Source organism: Streptomyces sp. NPDC026589 (genome assembly GCF_040638385.1).
Classification (GTDB): Bacteria; Actinomycetota; Actinomycetes; order Streptomycetales; family Streptomycetaceae; genus Streptomyces.
Genome location: NZ_JBEZYG010000026.1, coordinates 10809 through 36466, shown reverse-complemented (window position 1 = coordinate 36466; position 25658 = coordinate 10809). Strand labels below are relative to the sequence as shown.

At 72.1% G+C, this 25658-nt stretch carries 19 protein-coding genes; 6 read left to right on the top strand and 13 right to left on the bottom strand.

What is annotated here, in order from left to right:
- Positions 1-23 precede the first annotated feature (23 nt).
- A complete protein-coding gene (locus AB0F29_RS33420) occupies positions 24-1262 on the bottom strand; it encodes a MurT ligase domain-containing protein (protein ID WP_361880185.1) in 1239 nt (412 codons plus the stop codon).
- A gap of 114 nt (positions 1263-1376) precedes the next feature.
- On the opposite strand from AB0F29_RS33420, the gene def reads away from it, so the two are divergent.
- Positions 1377-1925, top strand: a complete 549-nt coding sequence (gene def / locus AB0F29_RS33415) for a peptide deformylase (RefSeq protein WP_361880182.1) — start codon at positions 1377-1379, stop codon at positions 1923-1925.
- 4 nt (positions 1926-1929) lie between these two features.
- Here the strand turns inward: def and AB0F29_RS33410 are convergent, their stop codons facing one another.
- Positions 1930-2592, bottom strand: a complete 663-nt coding sequence (locus AB0F29_RS33410) for a TetR family transcriptional regulator (RefSeq protein ID WP_361880179.1) — start codon at positions 2590-2592, stop codon at positions 1930-1932.
- Positions 2593-2784: 192 nt separating this feature from the next.
- Between AB0F29_RS33410 and AB0F29_RS33405 the strand changes: the two genes are divergently transcribed.
- Positions 2785-4011 carry an acyl-CoA dehydrogenase family protein gene (locus tag AB0F29_RS33405; RefSeq protein WP_361880176.1) on the top strand — a complete coding sequence of 409 codons (1227 nt, stop codon included), beginning with the start codon at positions 2785-2787 and terminating at the stop codon, positions 4009-4011.
- A gap of 58 nt (positions 4012-4069) precedes the next feature.
- Here the strand turns inward: AB0F29_RS33405 and AB0F29_RS33400 are convergent, their stop codons facing one another.
- From AB0F29_RS33400 to AB0F29_RS33390, 3 genes are all read right to left on the bottom strand, one after another.
- A complete protein-coding gene (locus AB0F29_RS33400) occupies positions 4070-4558 on the bottom strand; it encodes a glutathione peroxidase (protein WP_361880173.1) in 489 nt (162 codons plus the stop codon).
- 50 nt (positions 4559-4608) lie between these two features.
- Positions 4609-5133 carry a GNAT family N-acetyltransferase gene (locus AB0F29_RS33395; protein WP_361880170.1) on the bottom strand — a complete coding sequence of 175 codons (525 nt, stop codon included), beginning with the start codon at positions 5131-5133 and terminating at the stop codon, positions 4609-4611.
- 187 nt (positions 5134-5320) lie between these two features.
- A complete protein-coding gene (locus AB0F29_RS33390; RefSeq protein WP_361880167.1) occupies positions 5321-6286 on the bottom strand; it encodes a DUF389 domain-containing protein in 966 nt (321 codons plus the stop codon).
- A gap of 338 nt (positions 6287-6624) precedes the next feature.
- On the opposite strand from AB0F29_RS33390, the gene AB0F29_RS33385 reads away from it, so the two are divergent.
- A complete protein-coding gene (locus AB0F29_RS33385; protein WP_361880164.1) occupies positions 6625-6879 on the top strand; it encodes a DUF6011 domain-containing protein in 255 nt (84 codons plus the stop codon).
- Between the two features lie 11 nt (positions 6880-6890).
- On the opposite strand, the gene AB0F29_RS33380 is transcribed toward AB0F29_RS33385, so the two are convergent.
- On the bottom strand, positions 6891-7757 hold the full coding sequence (locus tag AB0F29_RS33380; protein ID WP_361880161.1) for an acyl-CoA thioesterase II: 867 nt from the start codon (positions 7755-7757) through the stop codon (positions 6891-6893).
- Between the two features lie 46 nt (positions 7758-7803).
- Positions 7804-10317, bottom strand: coding sequence for a DUF3516 domain-containing protein (locus AB0F29_RS33375; protein ID WP_361880158.1), 2514 nt, complete (start codon positions 10315-10317; stop codon positions 7804-7806).
- 138 nt (positions 10318-10455) lie between these two features.
- Between AB0F29_RS33375 and AB0F29_RS33370 the strand changes: the two genes are divergently transcribed.
- The gene (locus AB0F29_RS33370; RefSeq protein WP_361880155.1) at positions 10456-11247 is read left to right on the top strand and encodes a metal-dependent hydrolase; all 792 of its coding nucleotides are present in this window, start codon (positions 10456-10458) and stop codon (positions 11245-11247) included.
- 56 nt (positions 11248-11303) lie between these two features.
- Positions 11304-12839, top strand: a complete 1536-nt coding sequence (locus AB0F29_RS33365) for an ATP-dependent DNA ligase (RefSeq protein WP_361880153.1) — start codon at positions 11304-11306, stop codon at positions 12837-12839.
- Between the two features lie 36 nt (positions 12840-12875).
- Here AB0F29_RS33365 and AB0F29_RS33360 read toward each other — a convergent pair whose 3' ends face one another.
- Positions 12876-14237 carry an NAD(P)/FAD-dependent oxidoreductase gene (locus AB0F29_RS33360; protein WP_361880150.1) on the bottom strand — a complete coding sequence of 454 codons (1362 nt, stop codon included), beginning with the start codon at positions 14235-14237 and terminating at the stop codon, positions 12876-12878.
- Between the two features lie 125 nt (positions 14238-14362).
- Positions 14363-15391: a phosphotransferase gene (locus AB0F29_RS33355; protein ID WP_361880147.1), complete on the bottom strand. Its 1029-nt coding sequence runs from the start codon at positions 15389-15391 to the stop codon at positions 14363-14365.
- A gap of 183 nt (positions 15392-15574) precedes the next feature.
- Here AB0F29_RS33355 and AB0F29_RS33350 point away from each other — a divergent pair, with 183 nt between their 5' ends.
- Positions 15575-17137, top strand: coding sequence for a fused MFS/spermidine synthase (locus AB0F29_RS33350; RefSeq protein WP_361880144.1), 1563 nt, complete (start codon positions 15575-15577; stop codon positions 17135-17137).
- Between the two features lie 24 nt (positions 17138-17161).
- On the opposite strand, the gene AB0F29_RS33345 is transcribed toward AB0F29_RS33350, so the two are convergent.
- From AB0F29_RS33345 to AB0F29_RS33330, 4 genes are all read right to left on the bottom strand, one after another.
- Positions 17162-18943 (bottom strand): ABC transporter ATP-binding protein, encoded by a 1782-nt coding sequence (locus AB0F29_RS33345; RefSeq protein ID WP_361880141.1) that lies wholly within the window; start codon positions 18941-18943, stop codon positions 17162-17164.
- Positions 18940-20778, bottom strand: coding sequence for an ABC transporter ATP-binding protein (locus tag AB0F29_RS33340; protein ID WP_361880138.1), 1839 nt, complete (start codon positions 20776-20778; stop codon positions 18940-18942). Before AB0F29_RS33340 ends, AB0F29_RS33345 begins: the two co-directional genes overlap by 4 nt.
- 160 nt (positions 20779-20938) lie before the next feature.
- The gene (locus AB0F29_RS33335) at positions 20939-22423 is read right to left on the bottom strand and encodes a Gfo/Idh/MocA family oxidoreductase (RefSeq protein ID WP_361880135.1); all 1485 of its coding nucleotides are present in this window, start codon (positions 22421-22423) and stop codon (positions 20939-20941) included.
- A 262-nt stretch (positions 22424-22685) separates the two neighbouring features.
- On the bottom strand, positions 22686-25631 hold the full coding sequence (locus AB0F29_RS33330) for an FAD-binding and (Fe-S)-binding domain-containing protein (RefSeq protein WP_361880424.1): 2946 nt from the start codon (positions 25629-25631) through the stop codon (positions 22686-22688).
- Positions 25632-25658: the final 27 nt, after the last annotated feature.

The window sequence follows — 25658 nt, the reverse complement described above, 5'->3', positions numbered from 1 at the left end:
TCCGGAGGTGGCCGGGGCCGGGGTCAGTTGCCGACACGACGGCGCAGATCCTGGAAGGCGGTGTAGTTGGCGATGACCTCGATGCGGCCGGGGGGTGCGTACTGCACGGCCTCGTCGAGCGTCTCGCAGACCCGGAAGTCGAGACCGGCCACTTCGAGGCGGACCGCGAGGTCCAGCTTCCGGTCGCCGAGCACGAAGATCGGGTGACCCGCCAGCTGCGTGTAGTCCACGTCCCACAGCCAGGAGGTGTCCGTGCCGTCCGCGCCGCGCGCGTTCACCGAGAGGATCACGGGCGTCGGCGGCGGGTCGATCAGCGAGAAGGTCTCCAGCCAGCCGGCCGGGTTCTTCGCCAGCAGCAGACGCAGCTCACGGTTCTGGAAGGTGACGACGTCATAGCGTCCGGCCACCGCCTGCACCTGGTACATCCGCTCCAGCGCGACCTGCGGCGGCACGCCGAAGACGGCGGCGACGGCGGCGGAACTGGTGGCGTTCGCCTTGTTCGCCCGGCCCGGCAGCTGGAGGTGGATCGGCCAGGCCGAACCGTGCGGGTCCAGGACGTAGTCGCCGTTCAGCGCCCAGCTCGGGGCGGGGCGGCGGAAGCCGCACTGCCCGCAGAACCAGTCGTCGCCCGGGCGCTGCATCACACCGCCGCAGGACGGGCAGGACCACGCGTCGTCCTTCCACGCCTGGCCGGCCGCCACCCAGACCACGTTGGCCGAGGAGGAGGCCGCCCAGACGACCAGCGGGTCGTCCGCGTTCGCGATGACCACGGCCTTCGAGCCGGAGAGGCCCTCGCGCCAGTGCTCGGCCATCATCCGGGTCTCCGCCGCGCGGTCCAGCTGGTCGCGCGAGAGGTTGAGCAGGGCGATCGCCTTGGGCGTGGTGTCGCGCGCGACACCCGCCAGATACTTCTCGTCGACCTCGATCACACCGAACTTCGCGTCCGATCCGCCGGCCAGCGCCGAGGTGATGCCCGCGGGCATGTTCGCGCCGAGAGCGTTCGACACGACGGGCCCGGCGGCCCGCAGCGCCTCGGCGATCAGCCGTGTGGTGGTCGTCTTGCCGTTCGTCGCCGACACGAGGATCACGTCCAGGTGCTGCGCCAGCCGCCCCAGCAGGTCGGGGTCGAGTTTGAGCGCCACCCGGCCGCCGATCACCGATCCGCTGCCCCGCCCCGCGGCGCGTGACACCGCCGCCGCGGCCTTGCCCGCCGTCACGGCCAGTTTGGCCCGCGGCGACAACGGCTCCGTGTTGCCTGCCATCGTCCTAGATCCTCCTTGCATCGGTCCGCGCCCAGCCTATCGATGTCCGGCGCGGCGACCGCACCGCGGCACCACGGGAACTCCCCGCCCCCGGCGGAACGTAACCTTGCCGCCATGCGAAACCGCCCGATCCCCGGCAGCTCCGGACTGGTCCGTGAGATGAGTCTGCTCGGCGACCCGTTGCTCCACCGCGCCTGCGAGGACGTCACGGACTTCGGCCCGTCGCTGGCGCGGCTGGTCGAGGACATGTTCGCGACGATGTACGCCGCGCAGGGTGTCGGGCTCGCCGCCAATCAGGTCGGCGTCCCGCTCAAGGTGTTCGTCTACGACTGCCCGGACGACGACGATGTCCGCCATCTGGGACACGTGGTCAATCCCGAACTGGTCGAGGCGGACGGACTCACCGTACGCGGACCGGAGGGCTGTCTGTCACTTCCCGGTCTGGAAGCGGGCACGGATCGCTTCGACCACGCGGTCGTCGAGGGCCTCACGATGACGGGCGAGCCGGTCCGGATCGCCGGGACGGGATGGTTCGCCCGGTGCCTCCAGCACGAGTGCGACCACCTGGAGGGCACGGTCTACACTGACCGGCTGACCGGGCTGCGGCGCACCCGGGCGCTGCGTGCGGCGCGCCGCGCGCCCTGGGCGGCGCGGAAGGGCTGAGCGGTCAGAACCCCGGGCCGCCCTGGAGGTCGCCCGCCTCCGCGAGCCTGCCCCACAGCAGATCGGCGAGGCTGCTCACCAGCCGTTCGCGGGAGCAGGGCCGGTCGCCGAGCCACCAGTCGCCCGCCGCGTGCATCATGCCGACGATCCCGTGTCCCCAGATGCGGGCCATCTGCTCGCTGTCCGGGCCCAGGTCGACGCGCTCGGCGATCACCTGGCCCAGCTCCTCGCCGAGGCGGCGCAGCAGCGGGGCGGAGTGCCGGCCGACGTCGAAGCCCTGCTCGGGGGAGGGGGCGGTGTCGGTGGCGGCACCGTCGGCGGGATGCATCAGGAAGCGATAGACCTGGGGGCGGGCCTCGATCGCGGCGAGATAGGTGTCGAGCGTCGACTCCACCCGCTCACGCCGGTCGGCGGGTGCGTCCAGGGCGGCCCGCAGGGCGCTGAGCAGCGCGTCGGTGTGGCGCTTGGCGAGGGCGCGGTAGAGGCCGCCCTTGTCCCCGAAGTGGCGGTAGAGGATGGGTTTGGTGATCCCGGCCTCGGCGGCGATGGCGTTCATCGAGGCCTGCGGTCCGTCCCTGAGCACCACCCGGTCCGCCGCTTCCAGCAACTCGCGGCGACGGCGCTCGGCCGCGGTCCGCTGTCGCTCGGCGCTTCGTGCGGTCTCCATGTCGTCTCTTCTCCCACCCCTGGCCACGCGATGCCGTCGCATCGCCTCTGCACGCCCGCGCAACGTAACACTCCGCAGGGCGGGCGCCTGATCGGCTCCGTGGCGGTTGACAGTGCCTACTTGCCGGTAACAGACTGTGGTTACCGGAAGTAACACAAGGTTTTCGCCGCAGTGCCTGGAGGGGAACAGAACATGGCCGAGTTCACGCTCGATCTCAACGACGACCAGAAGCAGGTCAAGGAGTGGCTCCACGGCTTCGCGGCGGATGTCATCCGCCCCGCCGCCTCGGAGTGGGACGAGCGTGAGGAAACGCCCTGGCCTGTCATCCAGGAAGCGGCCAAGATCGGCATCTACTCCCTGGACTTCTACGCCCAGCAGTTCTTCGACCCTACGGGTCTCGGCATCCCCATGGCCATGGAAGAGCTCTTCTGGGGCGACGCGGGCATCGCCCTGTCGATCGTCGGTACGGGTCTGGCGGCCGTCGGCGTCCTCGCCAACGGCACCGAGAAGCAGATCGGCACCTGGATCCCGCAGATGTACGGCGACGCCGCCGACGTGAAGGTCGCCGCCTTCTGCTCGTCCGAGCCCGACGCCGGATCGGACGTCGCCTCGATGCGCACCCGGGCCGTCTACGACGAGGCCAAGGACGAGTGGGTACTCAACGGCACCAAGACCTGGGCGACCAACGGTGGCATAGCCAACGTGCATGTGGTCGTCGCCGTCGTCGACCCCGACATCGGCTCCAAGGGACACGCCTCCTTCATCGTGCCGCCGAACACCCCCGGCCTCTCCCAGGGCCAGAAGTTCAAGAAGCACGGCATCCGCGCCTCGCACACCGCCGAGGTGGTCCTGGAGGACGTCCGCGTCCCCGGACACTGCCTGCTCGGCGGTAAGGAGAAGCTCGACGAGCGCCTCGCCCGCGCCCGGGAGCGCGCCAAGTCCGGCGGCGAGAGGGTCAAGAACGCGGCGATGGCCACCTTCGAGGCGTCCCGCCCGGCCGTCGGCGCGATGGCCGTGGGCACCGCCCGCGCCGCCTACGAGGTCGCCCTCGACTATGCGAAGACCCGCAGCCAGTTCGGCCGCCCGATCATCGACAACCAGGGCATCGCCTTCCAGCTCGCCGACATGCGCACCCGGATCGACGCCGCCCGGCTCCTGGTCTGGCGCGCCTCCTGGATGGCCACCACCGGCAAGCCGTTCACCTCGGCCGAGGGCTCCATGTCCAAGCTGTACGCGAGCGAGACCGCCCGGGACGTCACCGCGCAGGCGATCCAGATCCTCGGCGGCAACGGCTTCACCCGGGAGTACCCGGTCGAGCGCATGCACCGCGACGCGGCCATCTACACCATCTTCGAGGGCACCAGCGAGATCCAGCGCCTGGTGATCGCCCGCACGCTGTCGGGCATGCCGATCCGCTGACGGCGACAGAAGGGGGCGGTCCGGGACACGCGTACCGGACCGCCCCCTTCCGGCGTACTCAGCCGGGCAGCTGCGCCTCGATCGCCGCCACGACCTCCGTGGCCTCGGGCTCGGCGCGCGGCCGGAGCCGCGCGACGGGCTCACCGGCCGGCGAGATGAGGAACTTCTCGAAGTTCCACTGGACGTCCCCGGCCTCTCCCTCCGCGTCCGCCAGCTTCGTCAGCTCCACGTACAGCGGATGCCGGTCCGCGCCGTTGACGTCGATCTTCTCCAACAGGGGGAAGGTGACCCCGTACGTCGTCGAGCAGAAGCTCTGGATCTCCTCCGCGCTGCCCGGCTCCTGCCCGGCGAACTGGTTGCACGGGACACCGAGCACGGTCAGGCCCCGGTCCCCGTAGTTCTGCTGCAGCCGCTCCAGGCCCTCGTACTGCGGGGTGAGCCCGCACTTGGAGGCCACGTTCACCAAGAGGACGGCCCGGCCGCTGTACGCGCCCAGCGTGGTCGGCTCGCCCGCGAGGGTGCGCAGCGGAATGTCGTGCAGCGTCATGAAACTCTCCCTGATCGTTGCGTGGTGGTGCCCATGGTGCCGCCCGCCGCTCACGGAGCGGCGAGCTCCCTGTAGTAGAAAGTGGTCGGCTTGAGGCTGCCCGCCGGATCCGCCGCGTATCCCGGTACGCTCCCGACCTTCGTCCAGCCCGCCTTGCGGTAGACCTGCTCGGCCAGGCTGCCGCTCTCGGTGTCCAGGATCAGCAGCGTGATGCCCTCGGTCGCCGCGTACGCCTCGACCGCTGCCAGCAGAGCCCCGCCGAGCCCCTGGCCGCGCGCCGAGGGCCGGACCATCAGCTTGGCGACCTCCGCGCGGTGCCGGGCGTTCGGCAGCGGAGCACGGACCAGGGCGATCGTCCCCGAGACCCGCCCGCCCTCACGGGCGATCCAGGTGCCGATCCGCCCCGCCTCCACGTCGGCGGCCCGCTCACGCCACCAGGCGGCGGCCGTCTCCCGGTCCAACGGGGCTAGGAAGCCCACCGAGGACCCCTCGGCGACGGTCTCGGCCAGGAGGCCGGCCAGCTCGTCGGCGTACGTCACCAACTCGGGAGCGGACACGTGGACGATCTCGGTCATGCGCGGGGGTCCTTTCACAGGGCAGGGTCGCAAGGAACCGTACGGCCCGCGGCGGAGGCTCTCTCCTCCAGGGTGCACGGGTGCTCCACCCCGGCGACGTCATTCCCCACGGTGCCGCCCATCCCCTACCCGGATGCGCCGCCCGGCACCGGGCGCGCGTGAGGTCACCCGCCTCTTCACCGGTCCGTCAGGCCTCTTCGGCGATCCGGCGGTCACGGTCACGCCGGAGTCCGACCCGTCGCCAGATCGCCCGCTGGGCCTTGAGCGTGGCCGTGCCCACCACGATCAGCACCAGGATGTTCACCACGAGCTGGATGGCGGATCCCCGCACGTCGGACCAGCTGGTGAACGCCGTGGAGACGGCGATGTCCGCCGCGGCCGGGATCGTCGTCACGGAGATGAACACGCCGAGCAGAGCGCTGGTCCTGGCCTCGGTGAGCGACACGATCCCGACGATCCCGGCCAGGGTCGCGACGGCGACCGAGAAGAAGTTCGGCGTGTTGATGAGATTGGCAACGGGGCGCAACCCCCGGTCGAAGGCCTCCGACTGCAACCCGAAACCGCGGATGAGGAGGGCGAAGAGGAACGTGACGACGACAGTGAGGAGGAAACCGGTCCCCATGGCGGCCAGCCCGGCGCGCACCATGGCCCGACGGCCCCGGTCGATCCCCAGCGCCACGCTGACGATGGCGCCGTACTCCGGCCCGACGACCATCGCCGCCACGATCAGGATCTGCGAGTTGGTGACGATGCCGACCGAACCGATCAGCCCGGCGACGACCAGATAGAGGAAGAAGCTCGGCGGGTACCGCCCGCCGGATCTGATGCGCGCCTCGACCTGCTCCCAGACCGGAGCCCGGCTCAGCGGCCCCAGCTCGCGCTGTCCCCCTTCGGTGGCGGCGCCGGAGAAGGCCATGTCGACCGGTTCGATGACGAGGGACCCACGCTGGTCCAGCCGGACGGCGCGCAAGCGGCGCAGTACGTCGTTCGCCGCCCCCGTCAGCACGTCACAGGCGATGGAGTCGCCGTCGGGACGGCGCGCGGCGTCGCGCTGCACGATGAGGTTGAGCACGCAGGGGTCACCCGAGAGCAGGCCGACGACCTCCTCCGTCAGGTCCGGCGGGCTCACCGCTCGGATGTGGATCAGGTCCATCCCGGCACCTCCGCGGCTCCCGGCCCCCTCGCACGGCGCGCCACCAGGCCGGTAGCCCCGGGGCTCACTCCAGTAACGCGGCCCCGCCCCCGTTCGGCAAACGGGGCGCTGTCCCGGCCCCGGCGCCCGGACGTGTGCCGCGCACCCGGGCGGCAGTGCCGGACAGCGAGGGGACGGGGCCCGACCGGGAGGAAGGCGCCTGGACCGGTACCCGCCGATCGCCGACCACGGGCTCCTGGGGTCTTCCCTTCGGATCAGGTCGGACCCCGCGAGCCCGGCATGATCCACACGAGGGGCCCTCGCGGCGGCCGAGGCCGCCGTACTGGCAGGATCGGCGTGTGGAGATTCCCGATGCCCTTCCCGAACCGCTGCCCGGAGCCGCCGGAGCCGTCGCCCGGGACCCCGCCGCCGAAGGCGAGCAGCACCGGGGCCGCCGTCTCGTCCGCTGCCGCCTCTGCGGCCGCCCCCTCACCGGGACCGGCTCGCGCCGGGCCGGCCTCGGACCGTCCTGCGACGCCAAGCTGCACCCGGCGCCGCCGGACATCCGCACCCGCCGCCACGAGGTCGACCAGGACCCGCTGCCCGGCATCTGACACGGGCCCGGCTAGAGCCGCCGGAACAGCCCCTCCTGCACCACCGACACCAGCAGCTGACCCGAACGGTCGTAGATCCGGCCCCGTGCCAGTCCCCGGCCGCCCGTGGCGATCGGCGACTCCTGGTCGTACAGGAACCACTCGTCCGCCCGGAACGGCCGGTGGAACCACATCGCGTGGTCGAGCGAGGCCATGTCGAAACCGCGCGGACCCCACAGCGGCTCCACCGGGATGCGGACCGCGTCCAGCAGCGTCATGTCGCTCGCGTACGTCAGCGCGCAGGTGTGCACCAGCGGGTCGTCGCCCAACGGGCCCACCGCCCGCATCCACACCGCGCTCCGCGGGTCCGCGTCCTTGATGTCGTCCTTCGTCCAGCGCAGCCGGTCGACGTAACGGATGTCGAAGGGCTGCCGCCGGGCCATCCGCTCCAGCGCCTCCGGCAGCACGCCCAGGTGCTCGCGCACCTCCTCGGCCACCGTCGGCAGCTCCTCGGGGTCCGGGACGATCCGGGCCGGCGGCAGCTGGTGCTCGAAGCCCGCCTCCTCGGGGCGGTGGAACGACGCCGTCAGGTTGAAGATCGTCCGGCCCTCCTGGACCGCCGTCACCCGCCGGGTGGTGAACGACCGGCCGTCCCGCACCCGCTCCACCTGGTACACGATCGGCACTCCGGGACGGCCCGGCCGCAGGAAATAGGCGTGCAGCGAGTGCACCGGCCGGTCCCCGTCGGTGGTCCGGCCCGCCGCCACCAGCGCCTGGCCCGCGACCTGCCCGCCGAAGACCCGTTGCAGGGACTCCTCGGGGCTGCGGCCACGGAAGATGTTGACCTCGATCCGCTCCAGGTCGAGAAGACCGACCAGGTGCTCGGCCGGGTTCGTCATGCCGTACCTCTCCACTCGGGTGTCCGCTTGCTCGCCGGAGAACTCCTCACAGCTGCCCGACCTCGGTGACCCGGACGACCGCCCGGCCCTCCTCGTCGGACGCCGCGAGATCCACCTCGGCCTTGATGCCCCAGTCGTGATCGCCCGCCGGGTCGGCGAACGCCTGCCAGACCCGCCACAGCCCGTGCTCGGGTTCCTCCTCGACCTTCAGCAGCTTCGGACCGCGCGCGTCCGGACCGGTCCCGATCTCTTCGTGCGCGTCCCAGTAGGCGTCCATCGCCTCGCCCCAGGCGTCCTCGTCCCACCCGGCGTCGCCGTCCAGCTCGCCCAGGTCCCGTACCCGGTCCAGCGCGGCCAGCTCCACCCGGCGGAACATCGCGTTGCGCACCAGCACCCGGAAGGCGCGGGTGTTGGCCGTGACCGGCTTGACCTCGTCCGCCTTCTCCTGGGCCTGCTCGGCTGTCTCCACCTCGGGGTTGGCCAGCTGCTCCCACTCGTCCAGCAGACTGGAGTCCACCTGACGCACCATCTCGCCGAGCCAGGAGATCAGGTCCTGGAGGTCCTCCGACTTCACGTCGTCGGGGATCGTGTGCTCCAGCGCCTTGTACGCGCTCGCCAGATACCGCAGCACGATGCCCTCGGTCCGGGCCAGCTCGTAGTGCGAGGTGAACTCCGTGAAGGTCATGGCGCGTTCGTACATGTCCCGGATCACCGACTTCGGCGACACCGGGTGGTCGTTCACCCACGGGTGGCTCGTGCGGTACACGTCGTAGGCGTGCCACAGCAGCTCGCTCAGCGGCTTCGGGTACGTGACGTCCTGGAGCCGCTCCATCCGCTCCTCGTACTCGACCCCGTCCGCCTTCATCTGCCCCACGGCCTCGCCGCGCGCCTTGTTCTGCTGGGCGGCCAGGATCTGGCGCGGATCGTCCAGCGTCGACTCGACGACCGAGACCATGTCCAGCGCGTACGAGGGGGACTCGGCGTCCAGCAGGTCGAACGCGGCCAGCGCGAACGTCGAGAGCGGCTGGTTCAGCGCGAAGTCCTGCTGGAGATCGACCGTCAGCCGGACGATCCGGCCCTCTGCGTCCGGCGTCTCCAACCGCTCCACCACCCCGCCGTCCAGCAGCGAGCGGTAGATGGCGATGGCCCGCCGGATGTGCCGCAGCTGCGCCCGGCGCGGCTCGTGGTTGTCCTCCAGCAGATGCCGCATCGCCGCGAACGCGTTGCCCGGCCGGGCGATGACCGCGAGCAGCATCGTGTGGGTCACCCGGAAGCGGGAGCTCAGCGGCTCGGGATCGGAGGTGATCAGCTTGTCGAAGGTGGTCTCCGACCAGGCGACGAAGCCCTCCGGGGCCTTCTTGCGCACCACCTTGCGCTTCTTCTTCGGGTCGTCGCCCGCCTTCTTGACGGCCTTCTCGTTCTCGATGACGTGCTCGGGGGCCTGCGCCACGACGAAGCCGGCCGTGTCGAAACCGGCCCGGCCGGCCCGCCCCGCGATCTGGTGGAACTCCCGCGCGCGCAGGGTCCGCACCCGGGTGCCGTCGTACTTGGTGAGCGCCGTGAACAGCACTGTGCGGATGGGCACGTTGACCCCGACGCCGAGCGTGTCCGTCCCGCAGATCACCTTCAGCAGACCCGCCTGGGCCAGCTTCTCCACCAGGCGGCGGTACTTCGGCAGCATCCCCGCGTGGTGCACCCCGATGCCGTGGCGTACGTACCGGGAGAGGTTCTGGCCGAACTTGGTGGTGAAGCGGAAGCCGCCGATCATGTCGGCGATCTTCTCCTTCTCCTCCTTCGTGCACATGTTGATGCTCATCAGCGACTGTGCCCGCTCGACGGCCGCCGCCTGCGTGAAGTGCACGATGTAGACCGGCGACTGCCGGGTGTCCAGCAGCTCGGTCAGCGTCTCGGTGATCGGCGTGAAGCGGTACTCGTAGCTGAGCGGCACCGGACGGGTCGCGGAGCGCACCACGGAGGTGGGCCGGCCGGTACGCCGGGTCAGGTCCTTCTCGAACATCGCGACGTCGCCGAGCGTCGCCGACATCAGCACGAACTGGGCCTGCGGAAGCTCCAGCAGCGGGATCTGCCACGCCCAGCCCCGGTCCGGCTCGGCGTAGAAGTGGAACTCGTCCATCACGACCTGGCCGATGTCGGCGTACTTGCCGTCGCGCAGCGCGATGGAGGCCAGCACCTCGGCCGTACAGCAGATCACCGGGGCGTCCGCGTTGACCGAGGCGTCGCCGGTGAGCATGCCGACGTTCTCGGTGCCGAAGAGCTTGCACAGGTCGAAGAACTTCTCCGACACCAGCGCCTTGATCGGCGCCGTGTAGAAGGTGACCTTGTCCTGCGCCAGCGCCGTGAAGTGCGCGGCCGCCGCCACCAGGCTCTTACCCGAGCCGGTCGGGGTGGAAAGGATCACGTTCGCCCCGGAGACCACCTCGATCAGCGCCTCCTCCTGAGCCGGATAAAGGGTGATGCCCTGGGTCTCGGTCCATGAGGAGAAGGCCTCGAAGAGGGCGTCCGGGTCGGGTGTCTTGGGCAGCTGGTCGATGAGGGTCACGCCCCCATCTTGCCTGTCTTCGGCCCGGATGAGGGAACCGGCGGACGGCACGAAGATCACGGACGATACGCTGCGGTCTCAACCTGCCCGCGCCGTACCGGTGATGGGCGTACGCAGCGCTGGGGGCGGGAAAAGACCATGATGGGACCGGCACACTCCCTGTCGGGGGCAGCGGCCTGGCTGGGGGTGGGCGCGGCGGCCGCCGCCGCGGGCCACACGATGCCCTGGCCCGTCCTCGTCGTCGGGGCGCTGATCTGCGCGGGAGCCGCGCTCGCCCCCGACCTCGACCACAAGTCCGCGACCATCTCGCGCGCCTTCGGCCCGCTCTCCAAGGGGCTCTGCGAGATAGCCGACAAGCTCTCGTACGCCGTCTACAAGGCCACCAAGAGCAAGGCCGACCCCCGTCGCACCGGCGGGCACCGTACCCTCACCCACACCTGGTTCTTCGCCGTCCTGATGGGCGGCGGCTGCTCCTTCGCCGCGATCACCGGCGGCCGCTGGGCGGTCCTCGCGATTCTCTTCGTCCACCTGGTGCTCGCCGTCGAGGGCCTGCTCTGGCGGGCAGCCCGGGTCTCCAGCGACGTCCTCGTCTGGCTGCTCGGGGCCACCAGCGCCTGGATTCTCGCCGGAGTGGTGGACCAGCCGGGCAACGGGGCCGGCTGGCTCTTCGACGCCCCCGGCCAGGAGTACATGTGGCTCGGCCTGCCCATCGTGCTCGGCGCCCTGGTCCACGACGTCGGGGACGCGCTGACCGTCTCGGGGTGCCCGATCCTGTGGCCGCTTCCGATCGCCGGGAAGCGCTGGTACCCGCTCGGCCCTCCGAAGTTCATGCGGTTCCGGGCCGGCAGCTGGGTGGAGATCAAGGTACTGATGCCGGCCTTCATGGTCCTCGGGGGAGTGGGCGGGGCCGCCGCCCTCAACTTCATATGACCGGTCGCCGCTCGCGCGGGCGGGCGACGCGCTCCGCCCCGTAGCACCATGGCAGCATGCTGCTCGCCGAGCTCGCCCAGGTCTCCCTGGAGGTCGCCGCCACCTCCGCCCGGTCCCGCAAGACGGCGCTCCTCGCCGGCCTCTTCCGGGACGCCGCACCCGAAGATGTCCCCGTCGTCATCCCGTACCTCGCCGGACGGCTGCCCCAGGGCCGCATCGGCGTCGGTTGGCGGAGCCTCGGGGACCCGGTGGAACCGGCCTCCGGGCCGACCCTCACCGTCACCGGCGTCGACACCGAGCTGACCGCCCTGGCCGCCACCTCCGGCCCCGGCTCCCAGACCCTGCGCCGCGAACGCCTGCGCGCCCTGTTCGCCGCCGCCACCGCCGACGAGCAGCGCTTCCTGCGGGCCCTGCTCACCGGCGAGGTACGCCAGGGGGCCCTGGACGCCGTCGCCGCCGACGCCCTGGCCCACGCCGCCGGAGCACCGCCCGCCGACGTCCGGCGCGCCGTGATGCTCGCCGGGTCCCTCCAGGAGGTCGCCGAAATCCTCCTCGCCGACGGACCCGGGGCGCTCGCCGGCTTCCGTCTCACCGTCGGGCGGCCCGTCCAGCCGATGCTCGCGCGGAGCGCCGCCTCGGTGGGCGAGGCCATCGACAAGCTGGGCCCGTGCGCGGTCGAGGAGAAGCTCGACGGGATCCGGGTGCAGGTCCACCGGGACGGCGACCGGATCCGCGCGTACACCCGGACCCTCGACGACATCACCGACCGGCTGCCCGAACTGGTCACCGCCGTCGCCGCGCTCGAAGCGCGCCGCTTCGTCCTCGACGGCGAGCTGATCGCCCTGGGGGAGGACGGCAGGCCCCGGCCGTTCCAGGAGATCGCCTCCCGGGTGGGTTCACGGCGGGACGTGGCCACAGCCGCGTCGCATGTGCCCGTCGTCCCCGTCTTCTTCGACGCCCTTCTCGTCGACGACGAAGACCTGCTCGACCGGCCCTTCGCCGACCGCCACGCGGCCCTGGCCCGGCTGCTCCCCGAGAGCCTGCGGGTCCGGCGCACCCTCGTCGCCGATCCGGACGAGCCCGAGGCCCGCGCGGCGGCCGACGCGTTCTTGGCGGAGACCCTGGAGCGCGGCCACGAGGGCGTCGTCGTCAAGGACCTGACCGCCGTCTACAGCGCGGGCCGCCGAGGCGCGTCCTGGCTTAAGGTGAAACCCGTGCACACCCTGGACCTGGTGGTCCTGGCCGTGGAGTGGGGCAGCGGCCGGCGCACCGGCAAGCTCTCCAACCTGCACCTGGGCGCCCGCCGACCCGACGGTACGTTCGCGATGCTCGGCAAGACCTTCAAAGGGCTCACGGACGCCCTGCTGGACTGGCAGACCGAGCGGCTGGGGGAGCTGGCGACCGACGACGACGGCCACGTCGTCACCGTACGCCCGGAACTCGTCGTGGAGATCGCCTACGACGGACTCCAGCGCTCCACCCGCTACCCCGCCGGGGTCGCCCTCCGGTTCGCCCGCGTCCTGCGCTACCGGGAGGACAAGACCGCGCGGGAGGCGGACACCGTGGAGACGGTCCTGTCCCGGCAGCCGTGAGCGCGCCCGTGCGAACAGGGCGCGCCCGTCGACCGCTCAGTGCTTGATGACCGTCGCCGCCGTGTGCTCCTTGATCTGCTCCGGCGTCAGATAGACATCCGTGTACTCGAAGTCCCGCAGAGTCGCCGGCTTGCGGGACTGGAACCCGGTCCGTACGAAGTCGTCGCCGGCGACCGCGTTCAGCATCCAGTTCGTCATCACCCGGGTCCTGGCGACGTTCGTCCGCAGCGCCGACCAGTGGTAGCCGCGCGCCACCGCCTGCGCGGGCAGCCCGCGCAGCTCGATGCCCAGCGGCTTGGACACGGCGTCCTTGCCGCCGAGGTCCACGACGAGCCCCAGGTCCTTGTGCACGTAGTCGCTCAGCGGCTGATGACGAAGCGAGGCGATCAGGTTGTCCGCCAGCACCTTTCCCTGCCGCATCGCGTGCTGCGCGGTGGGCGGGCAGACCGCCCCGTCGCCCTTCGCGAGGTCGGGCACCGCGGCCGCGTCGCCGAGCGAGAACACCCCTTCCGCGCCCGGCAGGTTCAGCTGTGGGGTCACCGCGAGCCGACCGCGTACGGTCTCCGCGCCGAGGGTGGCGATCAGCGGGCTGGCGGCCACTCCGGCGGTCCAGATCAGGGTCCGGCAGGGCAGCACCCGGCCGTCGGTGAACGTGACCTCCTCCGGCCCCGCCTTCGCGATCGAGACCCCGAGCGACACCTCGATGTTCCGCTTGCGGAGCACCTCCAGGGCGGCCTGCCCCAGCTTGTCGCCCAGCTCCGGCATCAGCTTGGGCGCGATGTCGATCAGATGCCACTTGATCAGCCGCGGGTCCAGCCGCGGGTAGTGCCGGACCGCGCTGGTGGTCAGGCGCTGGAGGCAGGCGGCCGTCTCGGTGCCCGCGTAGCCGCCGCCGACCACCACGAACTGGAGCCGGGAGGCCCGCTCGGCCTCGTCGTGACTGGCGTCCGCCAGATCCAGCTGGGCGATGACGTGGTCCCGGACGTACGCGGCCTCGGCCAGCGTCTTCATCCCACGGGCGTTGTCCAGCAGCCCCGGGATGTCGAAGGTCCGGGTGACGCTGCCCGCCGCCAGCACGATGTAGTCGTACGGCTCGTTCACGATCTCGTCCGTGATCTTCCGGATCACACAGACCTTCGCTTGCGTGTCCACGCCGATCGCCCCGCCCGGCACGATCCGGGTCCGGTGTCGGCGGCTGCGGCGCAGCGACACCGCGACGGACTGAGGTGTGAGCACCCCGGAGGCCACCTGAGGGAGCAGCGGCAGATACAGCTGGTAGGAGAACGGTGTGACGAGCGTGATCTGGGCCTCTCCCGGAGCGAGCCTGCGCTCCAGGCGGCGTACGCACTCGACGCCTGCGAAGCCGGCGCCGACGACGAGAATCCTGGGTGGTGCCACGGTCTGCGTCCCTTCTCGGGCTTGCGTGGTTCTGCGCTCGCCTGCCCCGTTTACCGGGTGATTCACCTCTCATCCTTAACCGGATGCCCCCGCGTCCGCCTCCTGGCAGGGGTGAACGGGGCCGCTCACAGGGGTGGGGCGACCGCCAGCTCCCGCAGCCAGTGGGCGGCCTCGGCACCCCCGGCCACGGCCGGCCCACCCTGCGGCACGGGGAACATCCGCCCCCACGACGCGGCCCGGCCGAGCGCCGCCAGCCGCCATGCCAGGCTCACCGAACGCCGCAGCCCGGCCGTCGTGACGCCCCCGCCGGTCCACGGCTCCAGATAGGCGTCCCGGAGCCGGGGCAGCACCTCGGGGCCGCAGCGCTCACGGGCCGCGAGGGCGGGCACCAGCAGGCTGGAGAACGGATGCCCGACCAGTGCGTCGCCCCAGTCGAAGAACGCGTACCGGCCGCCCACGGGCGCGAACAGCTGCTTCTCGTGCAGATCGGCGTGGTCCAGCGAGTCCGCCACCCCCGACGACGCCAGCTCCTCGCACCAGTCCGCCACCCGGGGCCGCAGCGCCTCCAGCGCCGCCCGGTCCTCCCGGGTCAGCACGGCGTTCTCCGCGATCAGCCGGTCGAACAGCGCCGGCAGCGCGCGCGGCCGGGCCGCCGGCACACCGAGCGCCTCGATCGCGTCCGCGTACGGGGTCAGCGCCCGCTGCATCGAGGCGTACTGGCGCAGCGGCTCCTCCCAGTACCGGGGGTCGACGGCGCCTCCTTCGAGCCCTTCCAGCACATCCCACAGCACCGGGCCGCCGTCCGGGGTGAGCAGCCAGCCGCGTGCAGCCTCGACGGCGAACGGGGTCAGCACCCGCTCCGGGACCCAGCGCGCCAGGGCCTCGGAGAGCCCGGCCTCGAACGCCGCGGTGGGCGGCACGGCCTTGAACCACACGGGCGCCGCCCCCGCGACGGTCAGCCGTACCAGTACCGACCAGGGGCGCAGGCGCACCGTTCGCGGGCCGGTCTCCCGCAGCCCGTGGGCGGCGAGGCCCTCGGTCACCCAGGCGAGGGCCTCCGCCCGCCAGGCCGGGTCCTCCCAGGGGCTCACGGCGTCCGGGAAGCGCCCCCGGTCCACGGCCGTGGGCACGTCGGCCGTGGCATCGTCGGTCATGGTCTCGTCGGTCGTGGTTCCGTCATCTCCGCGCACCGGTTCATGGGACCATCCGTCCCGGCGCGGACGTACCGCGATTTCCGGGAAGACCCGTTCCCGTCCCGCCCGACCGGTGGATCTGTCCCTCCGCCCGCTGGAACAGCGGGAGTTCGGTGCAGCCGCACCCCGTGCGAGGATGCTGTGGTGACCACCTCGCCCCCCTCGCCCGTGGCCGACGACTCCCCTGCGGCGGACGCCCCGCCCCACGATCACGGCCTGGGCCCCCGCGCCGCCTCGGTCCTCGTGTTCGGATCGTCGGCCGCGGTCCTGGTGGTCGAGATCGTCGCCCTGCGGCTGCTGGCCCCGTACCTCGGCCTCACCCTGGAAACCAGCACGATGGTGATCGGCATCGCCCTCACCGCCATCGCGCTGGGCTCCTGGCTGGGCGGGCGCGTCGCGGACCAGGTCGACCCGCTCCGGCTCATCGCCCCGGCGCTCGGGGTGTCGGGCGTGGTCGTCGCGTTCACCCCGCTCCTCCTGCGTACCACCGCCCAGTGGTCGCCGGCGCTGCTCCTGCTGGTCGCATCGGCGACTCTCCTGGTGCCCGGCGCCCTGCTCTCGGCTGTGACCCCGTTCGTGACGAAACTGCGGCTCACCAGCCTCGCCGAGACCGGCACGGTCGTCGGGCGGCTGTCGGGCGTGGGCACCTTCGGCGCCATCGTCGGCACCGTCCTCACCGGGTTCGTCCTGGTCTCGCGGCTGCCCGTCAGCTCCATCCTGATCGGCCTCGGCACACTGCTGGTGCTCGGCGCCGCACTGGTCGGATGGCGGGCCCGCCGCCGGCGGCGCGCCTCGGCCGTCGCGCTCGCCACCGTCCTCGCGGGCTCCCTCGCCACCGCGTTCGCCCCCGGCGGCTGCGACGCGGAGACCCGCTACCACTGCGCACAGGTCGTCATGGACCCCGACCGGGACAGCGGCCGCACCCTCGTCCTCGACGGCCTGAGCCACTCCTACGTCGACGTCGAGGACCCGACGCACCTGAAGTTCGCGTACGTGCGCGCCATCGCGTCGGTGGTCGACACGGCTTTCCCCGCGGGGGAGCCGCTGACCGCCCACCACATCGGGGGCGGCGGCCTCACCTTCCCCCGCTACCTCGCCGCCTCACGACCCGGGACCCGCAGCACCGTCTCCGAGATCGACGGCGGAGTCGTGCGCATCGACCGTGACCGGCTCGGCCTGGGGCCGTCTACCGCCACCGGCATCGACGTGACCGTGGAGGACGGCCGACTGGGCCTGCGCAGGCTGGAGGAGGGCAGCCACGACCTGGTGGTGGGCGACGCCTTCGGGGGCGTCAGCGTGCCGTGGCACCTCACGACGTCGCAGGCCCTGGGAGACGTCCGCCGGGCGCTCGACGAGGACGGCCTGTACGTCGCCAACCTCATCGACCACGGCGAGCTGGCCTTCGCCCGCGCCGAGGCCGCCACCCTCGCCGCGACCTTCGAGCACGTCGCCCTTCTCGGGAAGCCCGCGGACATCGGGCTGGACCCGACCGCGTCCACCGTGGGCGGCAACCTGGTGGTGGTCGCCTCCGGCCGCCCCGTCGACGCCCCCGCGATCCAGGAAGCCCTGGACGCCCGGGACGTCGGCTGGAAGATCACCACCGGCGACGCCCTCGCCACCTGGACCGGGGACGCCCGGATCCTCACCGACGACCACGCGCCCGTCGACCAGCTCCTCCAGCCCGACCGCACCCGGACGGCCCGGTGATCCCCGGGCCGTCCGCCGGGCGGCTCACCCGTGCCAGGACCGCCACAGGGACGCGTACGCGCCGTCCGCCGCCACCAGCTCGTCGTGGCTGCCCAGCTCGCTGATCCGGCCCTCCTCCACCACCGCGATCACATCCGCGTCGTGCGCGGTGTGCAGCCGGTGCGCGATCGCCACCACCGTGCGGCCCTCCAGCACCCGGGCCAGCGAACGCTCCAGATGGCGGGCGGCCCGCGGGTCCAGCAGCGAGGTCGCCTCGTCCAGCACCAGCGTGTGCGGATCGGCCAGCACGAGCCGGGCCAGCGCGATCTGCTGGGCCTGCGCCGGGGTCAGCGCGAACCCGCCCGAGCCGACCTCGGTGTCCAGCCCCTTCTCCAGGGCCTTCGCCCAGCCGTCCGCGTCGACCGCGGCCAGCGACGCCCACAGCTCCGCGTCCTTCGCCCCGTCGCGGGCCAGCAGGAGGTTGTCCCGGAGCGAGCCGACGAAGACATGGTGCTCCTGGTTGACCAGGGCCACATGCTCGCGGACCCGCTCCGCCGTCATCCGCGACAGCTCCGCCCCGCCGAGCGTCACCTCCCCGGTGCGCGGCGCGTAGATCCCCGCCAGCAGTCGGCCCAGCGTGGACTTGCCCGCGCCGGACGGGCCGACCAGGGCGATCCGGGTGCCCGGAGCAACGTCGAGCGACACCTTGTGCAGCACGTCGACGCCCTCCCGGTACCCGAAGCGGACGTCGTCCGCCCGTACCTCCCGGCCGTCCGGACCGACTCCGGCGTCGCCCGCGTCCGGCTCGATCTCCCGGACGCCGACCAGCCGGGCCAGCGACACCTGGGCCACCTGGAGCTCGTCGTACCAGCGCAGGATCAGACCGATCGGGTCGACCATCATCTGGGCCAGCAGCGCGCCCGTCGTCAGCTGCCCGACCGTGATCCAGCCCTCCAGCACGAACCAGCCGCCCAGCAGCAGCACCGCGCCGAGGATCGTCACGTACGTCGCGTTGATGACGGGGAACAGCACCGAACGCAGGAACAGCGTGTACCGCTCCCAGGCCGTCCACTCCGTGATCCGCCGGTCCGACAGCGCCACCCGGCGGTCGCCGAGGCGGTGCGCCTCCACCGTCCGCCCGGCGTCGACGGTCTCCGCGAGGATCCCGGCGACAGCCGCGTAACCGGCGGCCTCCGAGCGGTACGCCGAGGGGGCACGGCGGAAGTACCAGCGGCAGCCCACGATCAGCACCGGCAGCGCGACCAGCACGGCCAGCGCCAGCGGGGGAGCGGTCACGGTCATCGCGCCGATCAGCAGACCGGCCCAGACGACGCCGATCGCCAACTGCGGCACGGCCTCGCGCATCGCGTTCGCCAGCCGGTCGATGTCCGTGGTGATCCGGGCCAGCAGATCGCCGGTCCCGGCCCGCTCCAGCACCCCGGGCGGCAGCCCGACGGACCGTACGAGGAAGTCCTCGCGCAGGTCGGCGAGCATCTCCTCGCCCAGCATCGCCCCGCGCAGCCGCATGCTGCGCGTGAACAGGACCTGGATGACCAGCGCGACCGCGAAGATCGCGGCGGTGCGCTCCAGGTGCAGGTCGGTGACGCCGTTGGACAGGTCCTCCACCAGCCCGCCCAGCAGATACGGCCCGGTGATCGAGGCGACCACCGCCACCGCGTTGACCGTGATCAGGACGGCGAACGCCCTGCGGTGCCGGCGCAGCAGACTCCGTACGTAACTCCGCACGGTCGTCGGCGTGCCCACGGGCAGCGTCGTCGCCGACTCCGGGGCCGCGGGGTCGTACGCCGGGGGTGCGACGCCGATCATGCCCTCTCCTCGATTTCCTGGGTGCTCTTCATGGCGGGGACGTCGCCGACGCCGTTCAGCACGCTCGCGGCGGCCGCCTCGTCGGTCTCCCGGGTGACGACCGCCCGGTAGCGGGGTTCGGTGCGCAGCAGGTCGCGGTGGGTTCCCACGGCGACGACCGTGCCCTCGTGGACGAGCACCACCCGGTCGGCGGCGTCGAGCAGCAGCGGGGACGAGGCGAACGCCACCGTCGTACGGCCCCGGCGCAGCTTCGCGATCCCGGCGGCGACCCGGGCCTCGGTGTGCGAGTCGACCGCGGAGGTCGGCTCGTCCAGCACCAGCGCCTCCGGGTCGGTGACCAGCGACCGGGCCAGCGCGAGACGCTGGCGCTGACCGCCGGACAGGGACCGGCCGCGCTCGGTGATCCGGGTCCGCATCGGGTCCCCGCCGTTGTCGGTGGAGGCCTGCGCCAAGGCGCTCAGCACGTCACCGCACTGGGCCGCCTCCAACGCCGTCTCGGCGGTGACCAGGCCCGATGCCGGAATGTCCAGCAGCTCCTGGAGCGTGCCGGACAGCAGCACCGGGTCCTTGTCCTGGACCAGCACCGCGGCCCGTGCCGCGTCCAGCGGGATCTCGTCCAGGGCGACTCCGCCGAGCAGCACCGACGGAGCCTTCGCCGAAGCCTCCGTGTCCTCCTCGCCGGTCTCCGCGTGCCCGCCGAGCCGTTCCGCCAGCCGGCCGGCCTCGTCCGGGTCGCCGCAGACGACGGCGGTGAACTGCCCCCGAGGGGCCATCAGCCCGGTCGCCGGGTCGTACAGATCACCGGAGGGCGTCACACCCTTTACGGTGGCCTCCCGCGCGCTGCGGCGCAGCGACAGCACGCGCACCGCACGCTGGGCGGACGGCCGTGAGAAGGAGTACGCCATCGCGATCTCCTCGAAGTGCCGCAGCGGGAACAGCATCAGCGTGACCGCGCTGTAGACGGTGACCAGCTGGCCGACGTCGATACGGCCGTCCCGGGCCAGCGTCGCCCCGTACCAGACCAGGGAGATCAGCAGGATCCCCGGCAGCAGCACCTGCACCGCCGAGATCAGCGCCCACATCCGGGCCGAGCGCACCGCCGCCCCGCGAACCTCCTGAGAGGCTCGGCGGTAGCGGCCGAGGAACAGCTCCTCACCGCCGATACCGCGCAGCACGCGCAGCCCGGCGACGGTGTCCGAGGCCAGCTCGGTGGCCTTGCCCGCCTTCTCGCGCTGCTCGTCCGCGCGCCGGGTGGCGCGCGGCAGCAACGGCAGCACGGCCAGGGCGAGCACCGGCATGGAGATCGCCACCATCAGACCGAGGGACGGGAGGTAGAACGCCAGCCAGACGCAGATCCCCACGAGGGCGGTGGCGGCGGCCGCGAAGCGGGAGAGCGCCTCGACGAACCAGCCGATCTTCTCCACGTCGCCGGTCGAGACGGCGACGACCTCACCGGCCGCGACCCGCCGTGTCAGCGCCGAGCCCAGCTCGGCGGTCTTGCGGGCGAGCAGTTGCTGGACCCGGGCGGCGGCGGTGATCCAGTTGGTCACGGCGGCCCGGTGGAGCATGGTGTCGCCGACGGCGATCAGGACGCCGAGGGCGACGATGAGACCGCCGGCCAGGGCGAGCCGCCCCCCGGAGCGGTCGATGACGGCCTGGACGGCGAGTCCCACGGTGACCGGGAGACCGGCGATGCCCAGCTGGTGCAGCAGCCCCCAGGAGAGGGCCTTCAGCTGTCCCGCGAGCTGGTTGCGCCCGAGCCAGTACAGGAATCGTGGGCCTGAACGGACATCGGGGTCGCCGGGATCCGAATACGGAAGGTCGCGAATCTGCATGAGGTCCCAGGGCTTGTGAAACGGAGATCCGGACGGACCTCGAAGAACGGGGTGACGTGCAAGGTTCCCTGTTCGTCCCGGTCCGGGGCAACCGGTTTTCCGGCCTTCTCCGCCGCCCTGCGGGGCCCCGGGCCGACTCGGCCGGGGACCCCGGGGGCGGTCACTCCGCGGGCTTCTCGGAGTCCATGCCGGACCGGGCCTTCCGCCACTCGCCCCGGGTGAAGTCCGGGATCGGCAGCGGCGCGCCCTTGGCCTTGATGGAGAGATGGCTCAGCGGCACGGGGGCCGTCCAGGTTGCCGCGTCGTACACGTCGAAGTCGGGGACCAGACCGAGCCGCATGCACTGCATCAGGCGGAAAATCATCATGTAGTCCATGCCGCCGTGCCCGCCCGGCGGGTTCGCGTGCTCCTTCCAGAGCCAGTGGTCCCACTCGGCGTACTTCTTGAAGTCGTCCCACCGGTGGTTCGTGTTCGTGGGCTCCAGGTAGATGCGCTCCGGGTAGTCCTCGAACACGCCCCGCGTACCGCCGAGGCTGTTGATACGGGAGTACGGGTGCGGGCTCGACACGTCGTGCTCCAGCCGGATCACCCGGCCCTTGGCCGTCTGGACGAGGCTGATCGTCCGGTCGGCCCCGATGTACGACTCCTTCCAGCTGGGGTCGCCGGCCGGCATGTGCTCCTTTCGGTACTCGGCGAGCGACAGGGCCGGGGTGCCGATGCTCGTGATGCTCACGGCCCGGTCGCCCCGGTTGACGTCCATGTAGTTGGCGACCGGACCGAAACCGTGGTTGGGGTAGAGGTCACCGCGCAGCCGGGTGTGCCACAGCCGGCGCCAGGGGCCCTCGTAGTAGTCGGGGTCGAACATCAGCTCGCGCAGATCGTGGTTGTAGGCGCCCGCCCCGTGCAGCAGATCGCCGAAGAGACCCGCGTGCGCCATGCGCAGCACCCGCATCTCGTTCTTGCCGTAGCAACAGTTCTCCAGCTGCATGCAGTGCCGCCGGGTGCGCTCGGAGAGGTCCACCAGCTGCCAGAGCTCTTCCAGCCGCATGGCGATCGGGCACTCCACGCCGACGTGCTTGCCGTTCAGCATCGCCGCCTTCGCCATCGGGAAGTGGAGTTCCCAGGGCGTCGCCACATAGACGAAGTCGAGGTCCCCGCGCTTGCAGAGGTTCTCGTAGTCGTCCTCGCCCTTGGCGTAGACGGTGGGTGCGGGCTGACCGGCGGCCGTCACCTTGGCCGCGGCCTTCTCCGCCTTGTCCCGGACCGGGTCGCAGACCGCCTTCACCTGGACGCCCGGTACGGCGAGGAACAGGTCGATCATGCTGCCGCCCCGGTTGCCGAGGCCCACGATGCCGACCCGGATCGTGGAGCGCCCCTCGAAGCGGACGCCCGCCATGGTGCGGCCCTGCCGGGCGGGAGCGGCGGCGGCCGCCTCCGCGGCGGAGAGGGCCTGCGGGGCGGTCGCCTCGGTGGCCGACGCGCTCCCCGTGCCCAGTGCGCCGAGGCCGAGTCCGGCGCCGGCCACACCCGCCGTGGTCCACAGCACCGACCGGCGGCTGGGATCCTGCCGCGCCGCCTCGTCGGCCGCGCCGCCGTGCGGGGGCAGGTCCTGCGGTTCCGGTGCGGGCCGGGCGTCGTCGTTCATCGAGCCTCCAGGTGGGGTTGGGGGTTCAGACGGTGCGCGAGCGCGTCCGGTCCCCGTACGGATGACGAGTGCGGGGACCGGGTCTCGGTAAGGACCCTGGAGGGTGAGGCTGATGGTGCGCAAGAGAGGTATTTGGACTCTCGTCCTCAAACCATGGACTTTCTTCACGGCACGCCGAAGCCCCGACTGGTGCAACCAATCGGGGCCCGGAAACGCTCACATGTGCACGTCGGGAGGGGTGTTGAGGCCCGACGTCGGATGCTCAGCCGAGGGTCGGCCGGGTGGCGTGCTCCAGCTCGATCAGCGCCGAGCGGTAGGGTTTTCCGGTGGCCCGTTCCATGCCGATCTCGCACATCCGGTTCGCCGACAGATAGGTGTCGTAGTCGCGGAGCCCGACCTCGGCCGCCTCCTTGGCCGTCGCCGAATCGGTCAACTCCTTGTGCAGCATCCCGCGGTCACCCGCGAACGCGCAGCACCCCGCATCGTCCGGCACCACGACCTCGTCCGCGCATGCCTCGGCCAGCGCGCGCAACTGCCCCACGTCACCCAGGTGTTCCATCGAACAGGTCGGATGCACGACGGCCGACCCGACGGTGCGGAACACCGTCAGCTCCGGCAGCAGTTCGTCGGCCGCCCACACCAGTGAGTCCACGACGGTCAGTTCACGGTGCAGGGCCCGGTTGTCCTCGCTGAGGTAGGGCACCACCTCCTCGGCGATGCCGAGCGTGCACGAGGAAGCGTCCACGACCAGCGGCAGCTTTCCGCCCGCCGTCCAGCCCCAGGCGGCCTCCACGATGCGGTTCGCCATGATCCTGTTGCCCGCGTCGTACCCCTTGGAGTGCCAGATCGTCGCGCAGCACGTGCCCGCGACGTCCTCGGGGATCCACACCGGCTTGCCGGCCCGCCCCGACACGGCGACCACCGCCTCGGCGAGGGAGAGGCCCGGGCGGCCGTCCGGGCCGGCGAAGATGCGGTTGACGCAGGCCGGGTAGTAGACCGCGCTCGCCCCGACCCGGTCCGTACGCGGCAGCCGCCGGGCCGCCGCCCCGGGGATCTGGGGCAGCCACTCCGGTACGAGATCGGGGCTGACGGCCTTGCGGGCGAGCCGCGTCACGGCCCCGAGCGGGCCGTCGCCCACCCGGTCGCCGACGGCGTCGGCCACCGCCACGGCCAGCCGCGCCGAGGCCTCCACCACCGGGAAGTTCTTCGCGGTCAGCGCGGCGATCCGCTCCTCACGCGGCGTGTGCCTGCGGTGCCGGAAGCCCTTCATCATCGCCCCGGTGTCGATGCCGACCGGACAGGCGAGCTTGCAGGTGGAGTCCCCGGCGCAGGTGTCCACGGCGTCGTACCCATAGGCGTCCAGCAGACCGGCCTCGACCGGCGAGCCGTCGGCCTGACGCATCATCTCCCGGCGCAGCACGATCCGTTGACGCGGAGTGGTCGTCAGATCCTCGCTGGGACAGGTCGGTTCGCAGAAGCCGCACTCGATGCACGGATCGGCGACCGCCTCCACCTTCGGAATGGTCTTCAGACCCCGCAGATGGGCCCGCGGATCCCGGTCCAGGACGATGCGCGGCGCGAGCACCCCGGCGGGGTCGATGACCTGCTTCGTCCGCCACATCAATTCCGTGGCGCGCGGCCCCCACTCCCGCTCCAGGAAGGGCGCGATATTGCGTCCGGTGGCGTGCTCCGCCTTGAGCGACCCGTCGAAGCGGTCCACCACCAGCGCGCAGAACTCCTGCATGAAGGCGTCGTACCGCTCGACGTCGGCCGGCTTGGCCGCGTCGAACGCGAGCAGGAAGTGCAGATTGCCGTGCGCGGCGTGACCGGCCACGGCGGCGTCGAAGCCGTGGCGCGACTGGAGCTCCAGCAGCGCCTCGCAGGCGTCGGCCAGCCGTGCGGGCGGCACCGCGAAGTCCTCCGTGATCAGGGTGGTGCCCGAGGGCCGGGACCCGCCGACCGCCGTGACGAACGCCTTGCGCGCCTTCCAGTACCCGGCGATCGTCCCGGCGTCCCGGGTGAAGGCGTTGGTCACCGACACCGCCGGAACGACCAGGTCCAGGTCGGCGACGACGGCGTCGGCCGCCCGCTCGAACGCCTCCTGGCCCGCCTCGTCGGCCGCACGGAACTCCACCAGCAGCGCGGTCGTGGTCCGGGGCAGCGCAGCCCAGTCCGCCGGAACGCCCGGCACGCTGACGGAGGCGCGCAGGGTGTTGCCGTCCATCAGCTCCACGGCGATGGCCCCCGCCTCGTTGAACCGGGGCACGGCGGCCGCGGCGGCGGTGAGGGAGGGGAAGAACAGCAGGGCGCTGGAGATCCGCCGGTCGAGCGGCAGGGTGTCGAAGACGACCTCGGAGATGAAGCCGAACGTGCCCTCGGAGCCGACCATCAGCCCCCGCAGGATCTCCACCGGCGTCGCCCCGTCGAGGAAGGAGTCCAGGCGGTAGCCGTTGGTGTTCTTGATCGTGTACTTGGCGCGGATGCGGGCGGTCAGCTCCTCGGCCGCCTCGATCTCCGCCTTCAGCTCCATCAGCCCCGCGCACAGCTCCGGTTCGGCGCGGGCCAGCTCCTCGTCGGCGGCCGGATCGGCGGTGTCGACGACGGTGCCGCCCGGCAGGACGAACGTGAGCGAGGCGAGCGTCCGGTAGCTGTTGCGGGTGGTCCCCGCGGTCATGCCCGAGGCGTTGTTGGCGACGACCCCGCCGACGGTGCAGGCGATGGCGCTGGCCGGGTCGGGGCCCAGCAGCCTGCCGTACCGGGCGAGGGCGATGTTGGCCCGCATCACGGTCGTCCCCGGCCCGATCCGGGCCCGCGCCCCGTCGTCCAGCACCTCGACGCCGGTCCAGTGGCGGCGTACGTCGACGAGGATGTCCTCGCCCTGCGCCTGGCCGTTGAGGCTGGTGCCCGCGGCCCGGAAGACCACGTGACGGCCCTTGCCGTGGGCGTACGACAGGATCGCGGAGACTTCGTCGAGGTCCTCGGGGACCAGTACGACCCGGGGGAGGAAGCGGTAGGGGCTGGCGTCGGAGGCGTACCGCACGAGGTCGGAGATCTTCCAGAGCACCTTGTCGGCGCCGAGCAGGGCCGTCAGCTCGCCGCGCAGCGGCTCCGGGGTGCCGCCCGCACTGCGGTCGGTGACCCGGTCGGGGGCGGGTTCCCGTGCGGTTCCGGGGCGCAGGGCTTCCGGGTCGGGCTCCAGCAGCGGCATGTCGGCCATCTCCTCGGCGGCTAAGGC